This window comes from Hydrogenibacillus sp. N12 (assembly GCF_019645935.1).
Lineage (GTDB): Bacteria > Bacillota > Bacilli > Thermicanales > DSM-22653 > Hydrogenibacillus > Hydrogenibacillus schlegelii.
Genome location: NZ_CP080953.1, coordinates 1,314,741 through 1,329,068, shown reverse-complemented (window position 1 = coordinate 1,329,068; position 14,328 = coordinate 1,314,741). Strand labels below are relative to the sequence as shown.

13 protein-coding genes are annotated in these 14,328 nt (G+C 66.4%); 12 read left to right on the top strand and 1 reads right to left on the bottom strand.

Annotated elements, in window-relative coordinates; translation table 11 throughout:
* Positions 1–53: 53 nt before the first annotated feature.
* Positions 54–1,496 (top strand): dihydrolipoyl dehydrogenase, encoded by a 1,443-nt coding sequence (gene lpdA, locus K2M58_RS06205; RefSeq protein WP_220678724.1) that lies wholly within the window; start codon positions 54–56, stop codon positions 1,494–1,496.
* Between the two features lie 28 nt (positions 1,497–1,524).
* A complete protein-coding gene (locus K2M58_RS06200) occupies positions 1,525–2,289 on the top strand; it encodes an enoyl-CoA hydratase-related protein (RefSeq protein ID WP_220678723.1) in 765 nt (254 codons plus the stop codon).
* 10 nt (positions 2,290–2,299) lie between these two features.
* On the opposite strand, the gene msrB is transcribed toward K2M58_RS06200, so the two are convergent.
* The gene (gene msrB, locus K2M58_RS06195) at positions 2,300–3,283 is read right to left on the bottom strand and encodes a peptide-methionine (R)-S-oxide reductase MsrB (protein ID WP_220678722.1); all 984 of its coding nucleotides are present in this window, start codon (positions 3,281–3,283) and stop codon (positions 2,300–2,302) included.
* 111 nt (positions 3,284–3,394) lie between these two features.
* Here msrB and K2M58_RS06190 point away from each other — a divergent pair, with 111 nt between their 5' ends.
* The 10 genes from K2M58_RS06190 (at position 3,395) to K2M58_RS06145 (ending at position 14,290) form a co-directional block, all read left to right on the top strand.
* The gene (locus tag K2M58_RS06190; RefSeq protein WP_220678721.1) at positions 3,395–4,201 is read left to right on the top strand and encodes a segregation and condensation protein A; all 807 of its coding nucleotides are present in this window, start codon (positions 3,395–3,397) and stop codon (positions 4,199–4,201) included.
* Between the two features lie 183 nt (positions 4,202–4,384).
* On the top strand, positions 4,385–4,939 hold the full coding sequence (gene scpB, locus K2M58_RS06185; protein ID WP_220678720.1) for an SMC-Scp complex subunit ScpB: 555 nt from the start codon (positions 4,385–4,387) through the stop codon (positions 4,937–4,939).
* A 70-nt stretch (positions 4,940–5,009) separates the two neighbouring features.
* Positions 5,010–6,641: a D-alanyl-D-alanine carboxypeptidase family protein gene (locus tag K2M58_RS06180; RefSeq protein WP_220678719.1), complete on the top strand. Its 1,632-nt coding sequence runs from the start codon at positions 5,010–5,012 to the stop codon at positions 6,639–6,641.
* Entirely contained in the window at positions 6,614–7,213 is a 600-nt protein-coding gene (locus K2M58_RS06175; protein ID WP_220678718.1) for a nucleoside recognition domain-containing protein, read from the top strand. The genes K2M58_RS06180 and K2M58_RS06175 overlap by 28 nt, the downstream gene beginning before the upstream one ends.
* Before the next feature lie 3 nt (positions 7,214–7,216).
* Positions 7,217–7,759 (top strand): spore maturation protein, encoded by a 543-nt coding sequence (locus tag K2M58_RS06170; protein WP_220678717.1) that lies wholly within the window; start codon positions 7,217–7,219, stop codon positions 7,757–7,759.
* A gap of 160 nt (positions 7,760–7,919) precedes the next feature.
* On the top strand, positions 7,920–8,666 hold the full coding sequence (locus tag K2M58_RS06165; protein ID WP_252393558.1) for a pseudouridine synthase: 747 nt from the start codon (positions 7,920–7,922) through the stop codon (positions 8,664–8,666).
* A 230-nt stretch (positions 8,667–8,896) separates the two neighbouring features.
* Positions 8,897–10,492, top strand: coding sequence for a cytochrome c biogenesis protein ResB (locus tag K2M58_RS06160; protein ID WP_220678716.1), 1,596 nt, complete (start codon positions 8,897–8,899; stop codon positions 10,490–10,492).
* Between the two features lie 5 nt (positions 10,493–10,497).
* Complete coding sequence (gene ccsA, locus K2M58_RS06155; protein ID WP_220678825.1) at positions 10,498–11,709, top strand: cytochrome c biogenesis protein CcsA; 1,212 nt, start codon at positions 10,498–10,500, stop codon at positions 11,707–11,709.
* Positions 11,710–11,819: 110 nt separating this feature from the next.
* Positions 11,820–12,536, top strand: coding sequence for a response regulator transcription factor (locus tag K2M58_RS06150; RefSeq protein WP_066198213.1), 717 nt, complete (start codon positions 11,820–11,822; stop codon positions 12,534–12,536).
* On the top strand, positions 12,533–14,290 hold the full coding sequence (locus K2M58_RS06145; protein WP_220678715.1) for a sensor histidine kinase: 1,758 nt from the start codon (positions 12,533–12,535) through the stop codon (positions 14,288–14,290). Before K2M58_RS06150 ends, K2M58_RS06145 begins: the two co-directional genes overlap by 4 nt.
* The last annotated feature ends 38 nt before the right edge of the window (positions 14,291–14,328 follow it).

Below are 14,328 nucleotides of genomic sequence, written 5' to 3'. Positions count from 1 at the left end.
TCGCCGGCGGACCTAATAGGCATATTATACGGATCATAAAGGGGCGATCTCCGTTGGTCGTCGGAGAGACGACGCTCGAGGCGGACGTCGTCGTCATCGGCGCCGGCCCCGGCGGCTACGTTGCCGCTCTCCGGGCCGCCCGCTTCGGACGGAAGGTGACGCTCATCGAGCGGGATGCCGTCGGCGGCGTTTGCCTAAACGTCGGTTGTATCCCGTCCAAAGCCCTCATTGCCGCCGCCCACGACCTTTACCGGCTGCGCCAAGGAGCGGCTTACGGCCTTTCGGCCGACGTTCGCCTCGACTTTCCCCGCCTCATCGCCTGGAAGGACGGCGTTGTCCGGACGCTCACCGGCGGCGTGGAAAAGCTCCTTAAGGGAAACGGCGTCGAGCTCCTTTTCGGCGAGGCGTTTTTCACCGGTCCGCGGGAACTGCGCCTTCTCGAGACCGGCGGTGCGGTGATGAACATCCGTTTTCGGGCGGCGATCGTCGCCACCGGCTCTCGACCGGCGACGCTTTCGGGTTTTCCGTTCGGCAGCTTCGGCGGTCGGGTGATCTCATCGACGGAGGCGCTGTCGCTTAAGGAGGTGCCGGAGCGGCTCGTTATCCTCGGCGGTGGCGTGATCGGGGTCGAGCTTGGGCAGGCGTACGCCCGCTTCGGGAGCCGGGTGACGATCGTCGAGGCGGCGGAGCGAATCCTGCCGGCGTTTGAGGCGGACCTCCTTCGGCCGCTTCGACGGAGGCTTCAGGCCGAAGGCATCGAACTTCTGGAACGGGCCAGGGCCATCGGCGCCGCGGAAGGGGAGAACGGGCTTATGGTCCAAGTCGAGACGCCGGAAGGGGAGCGGGAGCTTGCGGCCGACTATGTGCTCGTTGCCGTCGGGAGGCGGCCGAATACCGATGCCCTCGGGCTCGAGGCCGCCGGCGTTCAGGTGGACGGACGGGGATACATCGCGGTCAACGACCGCCAAATGACGAACGTTGAGGGGATTTATGCCGTTGGCGACGTCGTGCCGGGGCTGCCGCTCGCTCATAAGGCGACAGCGGAAGGGAAGGTGGCGGCGGAGGCGATCGCCGAAGAGGCGGGGGCGGCCGCAGATTTCCGGGCCGTTCCGATGGTCGTCTACAGCGATCCGGAGGTGGCGACGGTCGGGATGACGGCGGCGGAGGCGGAGGCGGCAGGCTTTCGGGTAAAGGTCGGGATGTTTCCGCTTGCGGCGAACGGCCGGGCGCTTACGCTCGGGGAGAAGGACGGCTTCGTCCGGCTCGTCGGAGACGCCGAAACGGGGGCGCTCCTCGGCGCCCAAGTCGTTGGACCCGGCGCTTCGGAGTTGATCGCCGAGCTGGCGCTCGCGGTGGAGATGGGCATTCGGGTCGAAGATCTTGCGCTTACCGTCCATGCCCACCCCACGTTCGCCGAGGCGGCGATGGAGGCGGCGGACGTGTGGCTCGGCAAACCGGTGCACGTGCTCGGCAAACTCGGCGGTGTGCTAAAATAACTTAAAAAAAGAAAAGGGGAATCTTCCCGTGACGGTGCGCTTAGAGTCCGAGGGACCTTTGGCCGTCGTCGTTCTCGATCGGCCGGAAGCGTTGAACGCTTTCGATTACGCCACGCTTCTTCGCCTCGGTGACATCGCGGCCGAGCTCGGCCGACGGTCGGAGATCCACGTCGTCCTGTTCCGCGGTGAAGGCCGGGCGTTTTCCGTCGGCGCCGATCTCAAAGAGCGCCGGACGCTGACGGAGGCCGAAGTGCGCCGCAACGTCGAGACGATCCAGCGGGTCTTTCACGCCGTCGCCCGCCTGCCGCAGCCGACGATCGCCGTTCTTCACGGCTACGCCTTCGGCGGCGGGTTTGAGCTGGCGCTGGCCTGCGACTTTCGCTTTGCCGCGCCGGGGACGGTGATGGGGCTTACGGAGACGTCCCTCGGCATCATCCCGGGCGCCGGCGGAACGCAGCGCCTCGCCCGCCTCGTCGGGCCGATGCGGGCCAAAGAACTCATCTTTACCGCCCGGCGCATCACCGCCGAAGAGGCGCTCCGCCTCGGGATTTTGACCGGCGTGGCGGACGATCCGCTGTCCGCCGCCCGGGCGTTGGCCGCGGCGATCGCCGACAATGCCCCCTTGGCGGTTCGGGCGGCCAAATTCGCCATCGACCGCGGGCTGGAGGTCGATCTCGAGTCGGGTCTCGCCCTCGAGACGAAGGCGTACGAGACGCTCATCCCGACCCGCGACCGGCGGGAAGCGCTCGAGGCGTTTGCCGAAAAAAGAAAGCCCCGCTTCACGGGGGAGTGAGCCTATCCGCTCACGATTCTTCGAAGAGCGCCTTGTACTGGCCGTATCCTTCTTTTTCCAGATCTTCCTTCGGGATGAACCGGAGGGCGGCGGAGTTGATGCAGTAGCGCCGGCCGCCGGAGGCCGGCGGCCCGTCGTCGAAGACGTGGCCGAGGTGGGAATGGCCCCGGAAGCTCCGGACTTCGATGCGGAGCATCCCGTGGCTCGTGTCGACGAGCTCGATGACGTTTGCCGGCTCGAGCGGCCGGGTGAAGCTCGGCCAGCCGCAGCCGGCGTCGTACTGGTCTTTCGTCGAAAAGAGCGGTTCTCCGGAGACGACGTCGACGTAGATGCCTTCCCGGCGGTTGTTCCAGTACGGATTTTGAAAGGGCGGCTCCGTCGCCTCCTCCTGGGTCACGGCGTACTGAAGAGGCGAAAGCCGTTCTTTTAAAGCCTCCCGCTCCGGCGCCTTCCACGCCGATCGGATGAAAGCGTCCCGGCCGGAACCGGCGCGGTATAGGAGGTAGCGGAGCGGCGCTTTTTTGTAAAAATCTTGATGTTCCGCTTCGGCGGGGTAAAACGGGCCGGCAGGAAGCACCCGGGTGAAGATCGGGCGGCGAAAACGGCCGCTTGCTTCGAGCTCGCGGATGTAGGCTTCCGCCGCTTCTTTTTGTTCGGCGTCGTGGTAAAACACCGCCGTCCGATACTGCGGGCCCCGGTCGGCAATCTGCCCCCCGTCGTCCGTCGGGTCGATCAGCCGGAAAAACCGCTCGAGGAGCGTCCGATAGGCGATCCGGGCCGGGTCGTAGGTGATCCGGACGGCTTCGTAATGGCCGGTGGTTCCGCTCGAGACCTGTTCGTACGTCGGGTGCGGGACGTGCCCGCCGGTGTAACCGGAGACGACCCGCTCGACACCGGGGAGTTCATCGAACGGATGCACGAGACACCAGAAGCAACCGCCGGCAAACGTCGCGAGCGCCAACGCCGTCCCCTTCCCAGCACTGTTTTTCCCCATCGGCTTCGTCCTCGTTCGGATTCCGGTGCGACCGCTTTGCCGATGCTCGCGGGCGTCCGATATGCTAAGATGAACCTATCCCGCCTTCGGCGTCCCGCGGTAAGGAGAGGCATGGCCTACACCGTCAAACTCGACGCCTTCGAAGGCCCGCTGGATCTCCTCTTGCATCTCATCCGGCGGGCGGAGATGGACATCACGAATATCGAAATCGCCCGAATCACCGATGATTATCTCGCGTATCTGGCCGAGATGCAAGAGGAAAAAAAGCTCGAGCCGGCCAGCGAATTTCTCGTCATGGCGGCGACGCTCCTCGCCTTAAAGAGCCGGGCGCTTCTTCCCCGAAAGGAAGACCCGGCCGAAGAGACGCTGCGCCTGTGGGAAGAAGCCCTCGATCCCCGGGCCGAGCTCATCCGGCGCCTGATCGAGTACCGGCGATTTAAAGCGGCGGCGGAGCGTCTTCGGGAGCGGGAGAACGCCGGCGCCCTCTACACCCGGCCGCCGGCCGATCTTGCGCCCTACGACCGGCCCGGCGAGCTTCCCCTCGACGTCTCGATCCTGGCCCTCGTCATTGCCTATCAGACGGCGATCCGAAGGCGGGAGGCGGCGGCGACGGTGGCGGTCGTCGTCCGGGAACGCCTGACGGTCGAGGCTGCCCGGGAGGCGGTCGTCCGCGCCCTGGCCGGGCGAACGGAACCGGTTTCGTTCTGGGAACTCGTCCGGTCGGGTCCGGTCGATGAGAACCCCCGGGATCGGGCGATCGCCCTTTTCCTCGCCGTCCTGGAGCTCGTCCGGGAGCAGCGCCTCCGCGTGCTGCAGGAGCGGCCATTTGCACCGCCGCTCCTCGTCCCGGAACCGCCGTCGGACGACGGAGCCGGAGCCTCCGCCCCGGGCGGTCGCTCGTCTTCGGCGGATGGATGACCTTTCGAGAATCGACGAACCCTCTTCTCATCTGGATGTCGGAACACGCAAAACGGCCGCGGATGCGTCGTGCTGACGTCTTGAGACGAGGCGCGGACGGACCGGACGCGGATGCCCCTGTCCGAATGCGGATGCCGTTGACCGAACCAAGCGGTGAGCGCTTCACGAAGGAGCGGACGATCCATGGAGGAGCCCCAGCGGCCGGATCTTTCTCGACCGGAGGAACCCCTGGACGAACTTCTTGCCGCCGCCGAAGCGCTTCTCTTTGTCGCCGGCGACGAAGGGCTGACCGTCGAGCGCCTCGGAGAAGCGCTGGGCGTTTCCCGACGAACGGTCGAGGGGGTCCTGCGGCGGCTTGAGGAATTGTACGCCCGACCGGGGCGGGGGCTTACCCTCGTCCGAAGCGGATCGGTCTATCTCCTCGCGACGCGGCCGGAGCTCGAACGGTACCTCCTCCGGCTTGCGATCGGCCGGAAAGCCGGGACGCTTTCCCCCTCCGCCCTCGAGACGCTGGCGATCATCGCCTATCGCCAGCCGATCACCCGGGCGGAGATCGACGAAATCCGGGGCGTCCGGAGCGAGCAGGCGATCCGGACCCTGCTCGAAAAAGGGCTGATCGAAGAACGGGGCCGGCTCGAGGCCGCCGGCCGGCCGATCGTCTACGGAACGACCGTCCGGTTTTTGCAGCAATTTGGCTTGAGCTCGCTCGACGATCTGCCGCCGCTCCCGGAGGATTAGCCGCCGGCGTCATATCCGGCCCGTCCGGGCATACAGTGGTACCAGCCTGGGACGAGGAGCTGAGCGGAGGATGCCGAAACATCGGTACAGGACGCTCCGGCGCCTCCTCGCCGTCGGTGGGGTCGCCGTCCTCGGGTGGGGCGGCGTCTTCGCGGTCGGCCCGTCCGCACCGGACGGCTTGCCGGCGGCCGCCCCTCGACTGCCGGCCGCTTGGGCGGCGGTGACGAAGACGGGAGAGAAAGCGGCGGCCGGGGAGACGGGGCACGCCGAGACCCGGTTGGACCCCGTCCCGGCACGGGGATTTTCGGCCGCCGGCGGCCGTGAGGCGTCCGGTGGCCTGACCGGTAAAAAGCCGGCCGACGGGGGTGACGACGGAGGACCCGGTGAAACGGCCGGAGAACGGCCGGCTGACGGCGACGACGGGGGGCCCGGCGCATCGGCCGGAGGACGGCCGGCCGAAGCCCCGTCCGCCGAGGCGTCCGCTTCGGCCGCCCGACCGCCGGCGGTGTCCGCCGCTTCGGCCGCCCTCATCGACGTCGAAAGCGGCCGCCTCCTTTATGAAAAAAATGCCCATGAACGGCGGAAGATCGCGAGCCTGACGAAGATCATGACGGCCATCCTGGCCATTGAGCTCGGCCGGTTGGACGACGTCGTCACCGTCTCCCCCCGGGCCGTCGGCGTTGAAGGGTCGTCGATCTACCTCCGGCAGGGGGAGCGGATGACGCTCCGGGACCTCCTCTACGGCCTCATGCTCCGGTCAGGGAACGACGCCGCCGTGGCGATCGCCGAGCACATCGGCGGCTCGGTGGAAGGGTTCGTCGCCCTCATGAACGAAAAAGCCGCCTGGCTCGGCCTCCAGGAGACGCACTTTGAAAACCCGCACGGCCTCGATGCGCCGGAGCATTACAGCTCGGCCCACGATCTTGCCGTCCTTTCGGCCTATGCGCTGAAAAACCCGATCTTCCGCGAAATCGTCTCCACCGTCCGCTGGACGGCACCGCTTCCCGACGCCGAGTGGGACCGGCTCTGGATCAACAAGAACAAACTCCTTCGCCTCTACCCCGGGGCCGACGGCATCAAAACCGGCTACACCCAGGCGTCCGGCCGGTCGCTCGCCGCTTCGGCGACGCGGGCCGGCCGGACGCTCGCCGCCGTCGTCTTGAACGACGGCGACGATTGGAACGACGCGATGCGGCTTCTCGATTACGGCTTTACGGCATTCCAGCAGGTGGAACTCGTTCATCCGGAGATGCCGTTTTTTCTGAAAGCCGACGGGAAAGCGGCGGTCCTCTACCCCCGCCGCCGGTTCGTCTATCCCTTGCGGACGGAAGAGCTTCCCCGGGTGACTTCAGCGATCGAGACGGTCGACCGCGGGCCGGCGTCGGCGGGCGCCGTCCTCGTGATCTGGCTGAACGGGGAAGAGATCGCCCGCATTCCCCTCGAGCGAATCGCCCGTTCGGAAGCCGCCGGGGCCAAGCGGGACGAAAGCGCCGCCGTCCGGCTCCCGGCGCCCCCGTCCGGTTCGGCGCCGAAAGACGCCGCTTCCGTCGCCTCGCCCCCGACGGAAAGCGGCGCCGACCGGCTTCCGTCGACGAAGGGGGGCCCGGCGGATCCGACGCGCCTGTTTCTACGCCGGATCGCGGCGCCGTTTTACGGGAGAGAGGGGGAAAGCGCATGGTGCACCGGATCTGGGGCGGGATGATCGTCGCCAGCGTCCTGTTCGCGCTTCTTACCGGCCGTGTCGGGCCGGTGAGCGCCGCCGTCTTCGACGGCGCCAAACAGGCGGTGCAGGTGGCGCTCATCCTCCTCGCCTTCATGACCTTCTGGCTCGGCATTCTGAAGATCGCCGAGGCGGTGGGGCTTCTCCGGGGCCTGGCCCGTCTCCTTTCTCCGCTCATCCGGCTCCTTTTTCCCGATGTGCCCAAAGGTCACCCGGCGGAGGGATTCATTCTTTCGAACCTGAGCGCCAATTTCTTCGGCCTCGGGAATGCCGCGACGCCGATGGGCATCAAGGCGATGAAGGAGCTCGCCAAGCTGAATCCCCGGCCGGGGACGGCGAGCCGGCCGATGATCACGCTCCTCGCCTTGAACACCGCGTCGATCACCCTCGTCCCGTCGACGGTCATCGGTTACCGGGCGGCGTACGGAAGCGCCCAGCCGGCGGAGATCATCGTGCCTGCGCTCATTGCATCGACCGTCGGGACCGTCGTCGCCCTCCTCGTCGACCGCCTGTTTCAGCGCCGGGCCGGGGACGGCCCGGACGGGGAGGGGTGACGGGTGTTCGAGGCGCTCCTCCACCTGTCCGAAGGGCTCATCCCGGCGCTGATCGCCGCCGTCCTCGCCGTCGGCTTGATCCGGCGCCTTCCGATCTACGAGACGTTCATCGACGGCGCCCGGGAAGGGCTCGTGACGACCGTCGACATCGTGCCGCACCTCATCGGCATGCTCGTCGCCGTGCACATGCTTCAGGCGTCCGGCCTGCTCCTGGCGCTGATCCAGGCCGGTGCCCCGTTTTTTTCCGCCGTCGGCGTGCCGCCTGAGGTCGTGCCCCTCGCCTTCCTCAGGCCGCTGTCCGGCGCCGCCTCGTCGGCGGTGATGCTCAAGCTCTTCGCCGACCATGGACCCGACTCGTGGCTCGGCCGCCTCGCCTCGATCATGCAGGGATCGACCGACACGACCCTTTACATTCTCGCCGTCTACTTCGGCGCCGCCGGCATCCGGCGTTTTCGCTACGCCCTGTGGGTCGGCCTGATCGCCGATCTGACCGGGCTCGCGGCGGCGCTCTGGGTGCATCGCCTGTTTTTCGGGCCGGCGCCGTAGCCGGGGCGCCCGCCCGGCGTGCGGTCGTTAGTCGTCCACCGGTCGAAAGGGAAGACGCGCCGGTCCTCGGCCGTCGGCCGCGGGTGCCGCTCGGCGCGATCCGGCGTCCCGAGGACCGGTTTTTTTTATGGATCGGTTGGCCGGCGGGGAAAAATGCCGTATGATGAAGGCGTTGGAGGGAACGCCCGTGGAACAGAAGCTGCAAAAAATCCTGGCCGCCGCCGGCCTCACGTCCCGGCGCAAGGCGGAAGCATGGATTGCCGCCGGCCGCGTCCGGGTCAACGGCGCCGTTGCCGTCCTCGGCATGCGGGCCGATCCGAAACGGGACGTGATCGAGGTCGACGGGCGGCAAATTCAATTTTCGCCCCGTCGCTACGTCCTTTTGTACAAGCCGCCCCGGACGATGACGACGCTCTACGATCCGGGCGGGCGACCGACGGTCCGGGACCTCGTTCGGGACGTCCGGGAACGGATCTACCCCGTCGGCCGGCTCGATTTTATGACCGAAGGGGCGCTCCTCATGACGAACGACGGGGATCTCACGGTCCGCCTCCTGCATCCCCGCTACGGGGTGGAAAAAGAATACATCGCCACGACCCGGACGCCCCTGCCGCCGGACATTGGGGATCGCCTCGTCACCGGCGTCTCGCTCGACGACGGCCCGGCCCGGGCCCTCCGGGCCGTCCGCCTCGGCGAGCGGAAGGTGCGCCTCGTCCTCACCGAAGGGCGGCGGCACATCGTCCGCCGCATGCTGGACGCCCTCGGCCACCCGGTCGTTCACCTCATCCGCGTCCGCTTCGCCTTTCTCACGCTGGCGGGACTGGCGCCTGGGCGGTGGCGGCATCTCGAACCGGCAGAAGTCCGCCGGCTCCGACGCCTCGTCGGCCTTCCGGAGATGGACGGCTGAGCCGGCCAAGGGGGCGTGAAGCGGGGAAACGCCGCCCGGCACCGCTCAAGGAAGTTTGCCGAGTTCACCGTGTCGCCCGGACCGTTCAACGTTTCGTCACATCCCGCCCCGCCGATCGATCCCGCTGCCGCGTGGGGTATGTTAAAATATGAACAGACGCCGACATTTGGATGAAACTCAATGTCACAAGCGATCGCATGCAACTCAATGTCACAAGCGAGGGGATCGCGTTGACGGAGCGGCGCGGACTGGACGGGGTGAAGTGCCCCTGCGGGCACGTCAACCCGCCCGGAACGCTCATTTGCGAAGCGTGCGGCCGGCCGCTCGACGATGACGACGGACTGCTCAACATGCGCTACGAGGGGGCGGCCCGCCGTTCCCAGCAAAAGCCGCGGACGATCGTCGATCACCTGTGGCGCTTTTTCGCTTCGGTCAAAGTCGCCGTCTGGATGATCGTCATCGCCCTCATCGCCTCGATCATCGGGACGATCCTGCCGCAAGAGCAGTTCAAGCAATCGTCGCTGCCGCCGGAGATTTTCTACCCGCAGACGTACGGCCTCATCGGCGAGATTTACTACCGTCTCGGGTTTCACAACCTGTATTACTCCTGGTGGTTCATCGCGCTTCTCCTCATGATCGGCATCTCTCTGGTCGTCTGCAGCATCGACCGGGCGGTGCCGCTTTATAAAGCGCTCAAAAAAAAGCGCTTACCGACCGACCCCGGCTTCTTCCGCCGCCAGCGGCTTTTCGCCGCGGTGGAGGCGCCGGAAGACGCCGTCGATCGCCTTCGGGTGGCTTTTGCCCGGCGCCGCTTTCAACTCACCGAAGGCAAGGGGACGCTCCTGGCGGAAAAAGGCCGCATCAGCCGCTGGGGGCCGTACGTGAACCACGTCGGCCTCATCCTCCTCATTCTCGCCTTCATGCTTCGGGTCATCCCGGGCTTTTACCTCGACGACTACGTCTGGGTCTGGGACGGCGAGACGCGGGCCGTCCCCGGGACGCCGTATTACGTGAAAAACGAGCGGTTTGACGTCACGTTTTACACCGAAGCCGATTTTCCCGACCCGAAGGCGTTTCGGCCGGGCATCGTCAAGGAGTACGCGACGCATCTGGTGCTCTACCGGAAAGACGGCGACCGCCTGGTCGAGGTCGCCCGGGGCACGACGCGGGTGAACCACCCGTTCGAATACGAGGGGCTTTACCTCTACCAGTCGGGGGAGCAGGTCGGGGAGCTCTACGGCCTCGTCCTCGACGTCTGGGACAAACAGAAAAACGCGAGCGTCGGACAGATCCACCTGAGCCTCTATGACCCGCCGGAGGTCGTCGACGCCGGCGGCGGCTACCGGGTGCACGTCCTCGAATACTATCCGGACCTACGCATCAACGAAAAGGGCGAGCCGTACTCCGAATCGCCCCGGCCGAACCGGCCGGCGTTCATCCTCGAGATCACGGGCCCCGGCGTCGAAGCCGGGGAGAAGAACTGGGTCATCGCCGGCGTCGACAGCGACACGATCCTCCCCGACAAGCGCTTCAAGTACAAGCTCGCCGGCTTCGACCTTCGGAACCGCTCCGGCCTTTCGGTCCGGATCGACCGGGGGCTTCCGGCCGTCTACGCCGCCTCGGCGATCGTCGTTTTGGGGCTGTTTATGGGCTTTTACTTCCAGCACCGGCGGATCTGGATCCGGCGGGAAGGAGGGACGCTCCTGGTCGCCGCCCATACGAATAAAAACTGGTTCGGCCTCAAAAAAGAACTCGTCGGCCTCTTTCGGGAAGCGGGCCTTCCGCTCGACGAGGCGGCGATCGAGCAAAGGAGGAAGACGCGATGACATCGATGCTTCAAATGGCGAGCGCCGCGCTCCTGGTGGCCTTCGCGCTCTACGTCGTCGGGACGGTCCTCTACTTTTTCTCGATTACCGGACGGATGATGCGGGGCGCCGGCGGCCCCCTCGTGCACGCCCGGCGGTTCGGCGAGCGGGGGTATCTCGTCGTCCTGGTCGGCTGGCTGTTTCAGCTCGCCTTCGTCGTCCTCCGGTGGATCGGAAGCGGGCACGCGCCGACGAGCAACATGTTTGAGTTCATGAGTTTTCTCGCCTTCTCGGTCGTGCTCGCCTTTCTCGTCGTCTACCGGCTGTATCCGATCGCCCTTCTCGGCCTCTTTACCGTTCCGGTGGCGGTCGTCCTCATCGCGTACGCCTCCGTCTTTTCGACCCAGGCGACGCCTCTCATCCCGGCGCTTCAGAGCTACTGGCTCTACATTCACGTGACGGTCGCCGCCCTCGGGGAAGGAGCGTTTGCCGTCGGCTTTGCCGCCGGCCTCATGTATCTCCTCGTCGCCGTCCGGCAGGACCGCCGGAGCCTCGAGACGGCGCTCGTCGAAACCGTGCTCTGGGCGATCCTTTCCCTTGTCGCCTTTATCGTCATGACGTTTGCCTTCCGGGCCGCCGGCCATGAAGTCGTCTTCGAGCGGGTCGCGCCGGACACCGGCATGAAGGAAACGACCGTCTACACGCTTCCGGCCCTCATCAAGCCCCACGGGGCGGAAAAGGTGACGCCGGGCGGCCTGGAGCCGCTTTTCGAAACGCCGGCGTGGATGCGGGGGGTCAACGCCGGACGGAAGTTCAACACGTTCGTCCTCTCGCTCCTCGGCGGCACCGTCCTCTACGGCCTCCTTCGCCTCGCGGCCCGGGAGCGGCTCGGGAAGCGGATCCAGGCGTGGCTTCAGGGGGCCGACCTCGACCTCGACCTCGTCGATGAGATCAGCTACCGGGCGATCGCCATCGGTTTTCCGATCTTCACCCTGGGCGCCCTCGTCTTCGCCATGATCTGGGCCGCCGAGGCGTGGGGCCGGCCGTGGGGATGGGACCCGAAGGAGACGTGGGCGTTCATCACCTGGCTCTTTTACGCCGCCTATCTCCACCTTCGCCTTTCGGTCGGCTGGCACGGGAAAAAGTCCGCCTGGCTGGCGGTGCTCGGCTTCGTCATCGTCATGACGAACCTCGTCGTCATCAACCTCGTCCTCGTCGGGCTGCATTCGTACGCCTGAGGCGGAAGGAAGCCCGAAAACCGGGACGGGGTCCGAGCCAACCTGGATATAGGAAAAAAAAGGATCCCGGGGCTCAACAGGCCTCGGGGCCCGGTGAAAGGAGTTTGTCCGTGAACGAAAAGCGGTACCGCCTCCTCATCGTCGACGACGAAGAGCGCATCCGGAGACTGCTGAAAATGTATTTTATGCAGGAACCGTACGATATCGACGAGGCGGACAACGGCGTCGACGCCCTCCGGATGGCGCTCGAGCACGACTATGACGTCATCCTCCTCGATCTCATGCTGCCGGGGATGGACGGCATCGAGGTGGCCGAGCGCCTCCGGGACAAGAAGGCGACGCCGATCATCATGATCACCGCGAAGGGCGACGAATCGAGCCGGATCAAAGGTTTTGAGGCCGGCGCCGACGACTACGTGACGAAGCCGTTCAGCCCGCGGGAGGTCGTCATGCGGGTCCGGGCGATTCTAAAACGGGCGTCGGCGACGGCGTATCTCGAATCGATGCAGCAAAAAGAAAAAATCATCCTGCCGCACATCACGATCGATCACACCGCCCACCGGGTCGTCGTCGACGGCAAGGAAGTGCAGCTTCGGCCGAAAGAGTACGACCTCCTCTACTACCTCGCCCAGTCGCCGGACCGGGTGTTCACCCGGGAGCAACTCTTAAAAGACGTCTGGCAGTACGACTACTTCGGCGACCTCCGGACGGTCGACACCCACATCAAACGCCTTCGGGAGAAGCTCAAGGAAGCCTCCCCCGAAGCGGCCCGCATGATCGTCACCGTCTGGGGCGTCGGCTACAAGCTTGAGGTGCCCCAGGCGTGATCACCCGAAGCGTCGTCGGGAAGCTGTGGTTGACGATCGTCGCCGTCGGCACGATCGCCCTGGTGACGCTCGGGATGCTCCTCGCACAGCTCTTTCAAAATTATTTTTACACCCGCGAGACGCGCGACCTCGGCGGGATTGCCGACGCCGTCGTTCGGGTGCTCGCCGCCTCGTCGTCCCGGGGCGACGCCCTTGCCGTCGCCACCGCCCTCGTGGCGAACGAAAACCGAACGCTCGTCCTCATCCGGCCGGAGGAGGTCGGACGGGCGCGAGAACCGGTGCGGTCGATGCTGGAGGATCCCCGGTTTCAGCCGGCGTGGCGCGGCGAGCGGGTCGCCTTTCAGGGCCGGTACCCGGTGGTGCGGGACGGCGGGACGTTTGATGAAGCGTTCATCGTCGTCGCCGCCGGCTTTCTCGCCGAGAGCGGCACAAACGTCGTTCTTCTCTACGAGTCGACGGCGCCGGTCCGGAAAGCGGTCGGAAGCATCGATCGGCTGATCTTTTTTGCCATCGTCTTTGCGCTTTTGGCGACGACGGTGTTCGCCCTCTTTCTCACCCGGCGGATCACACTGCCGCTCCGGGACATGATCCGGGCGGCGAACCACATCGCCGAAGGGAACTACAGCCTCCGGCTGGACTACGACTTTCAGGACGAGATCGGCTCGCTGGCCCGGTCGTTCAACCACATGGCCCGCAAGCTCGAAGAGACGCTCACCGCCCTCAAGCGGCAGACGGATGAGCGGGAGCGGATCCTCGTGAGCCTCGGCGAAGGGGTGCTCTCCGTCGACCGGGCGCTTCAGATCCGCCTGGCCAACCCCCACGCCCGGCGGCTTCTCGAGCGGGCGTTCGGGGAACGGGACCGGCTGCCGGAGCCGCTGGCGGCCCTGTTCCGCCGGACGATCGAGCAGAGGAAAGGCGAAGAGGCGCTTTTGGAAGCCGGCGGCGTCCATCTCGTCGCCGTCACCGCACCCCTTCTCGACGACGACGAGACGCTCGGCGCCGTCGGCGTCCTCCGGGACATCACCCGGCAGCGGCAGCTCGATCAGCTCCGGCAGGATTTCATCGCCAATGTCTCCCACGAGCTCAAGACCCCGCTTGCCATGCTCCAGGGGTACACGGAGGCGATCCTCGACGGCCTGTACACCTCGCCGGAGGAACTTCGGGAGCTCGTCAACATCATCTACGAGGAGATTCTCCGGATGGGACGGCTGGTGAACGATCTCCTCGACTATACCCGCATCGAGACGGGGAATTTTGCCCTCGACATCGAGGAGATCGCCCTCGAGCCGCTGTTCGACCGGCTCCGGCGGCGGTACCAGGCGATGTTAACCGAGCGGGACGTGGCCTTCGTCGTCGACAACCGGGCGCCGGGGCGCTTCTGGCTCGACCGGGACCGGATGGAGCAGATCTTCATCAATCTGATCGACAACGCCCTCCGGTACACGCCGCCGGGGGGCGAGATCCGCATCACCGCCGAGCGGCTCGCCTCAGGGCTGCGCCTTTCGGTCCGGGACACCGGGGAGGGGATCTCGCCGGAAGACCTCCCGTTCGTCTTCGAGCGCTTCTACAAGGGGGACAAATCTCGCACCCGCGGGAAGGGCGGAACGGGGCTTGGGCTCGCGATCGTCAAGCGCCTCGTCGAGGCCCACGGCGGGACGATCGCCGTCGAAAGCGCCGTCGGCCGCGGCACGACGTTTGTCATCGATCTGCCGCGGGCGACCGTGCCGCCAGCGCCGAAGGGGGGCGACGAGTGACGGCCGTTCGAAGGACCCGGAAGGCGCCCGTTGGCCCG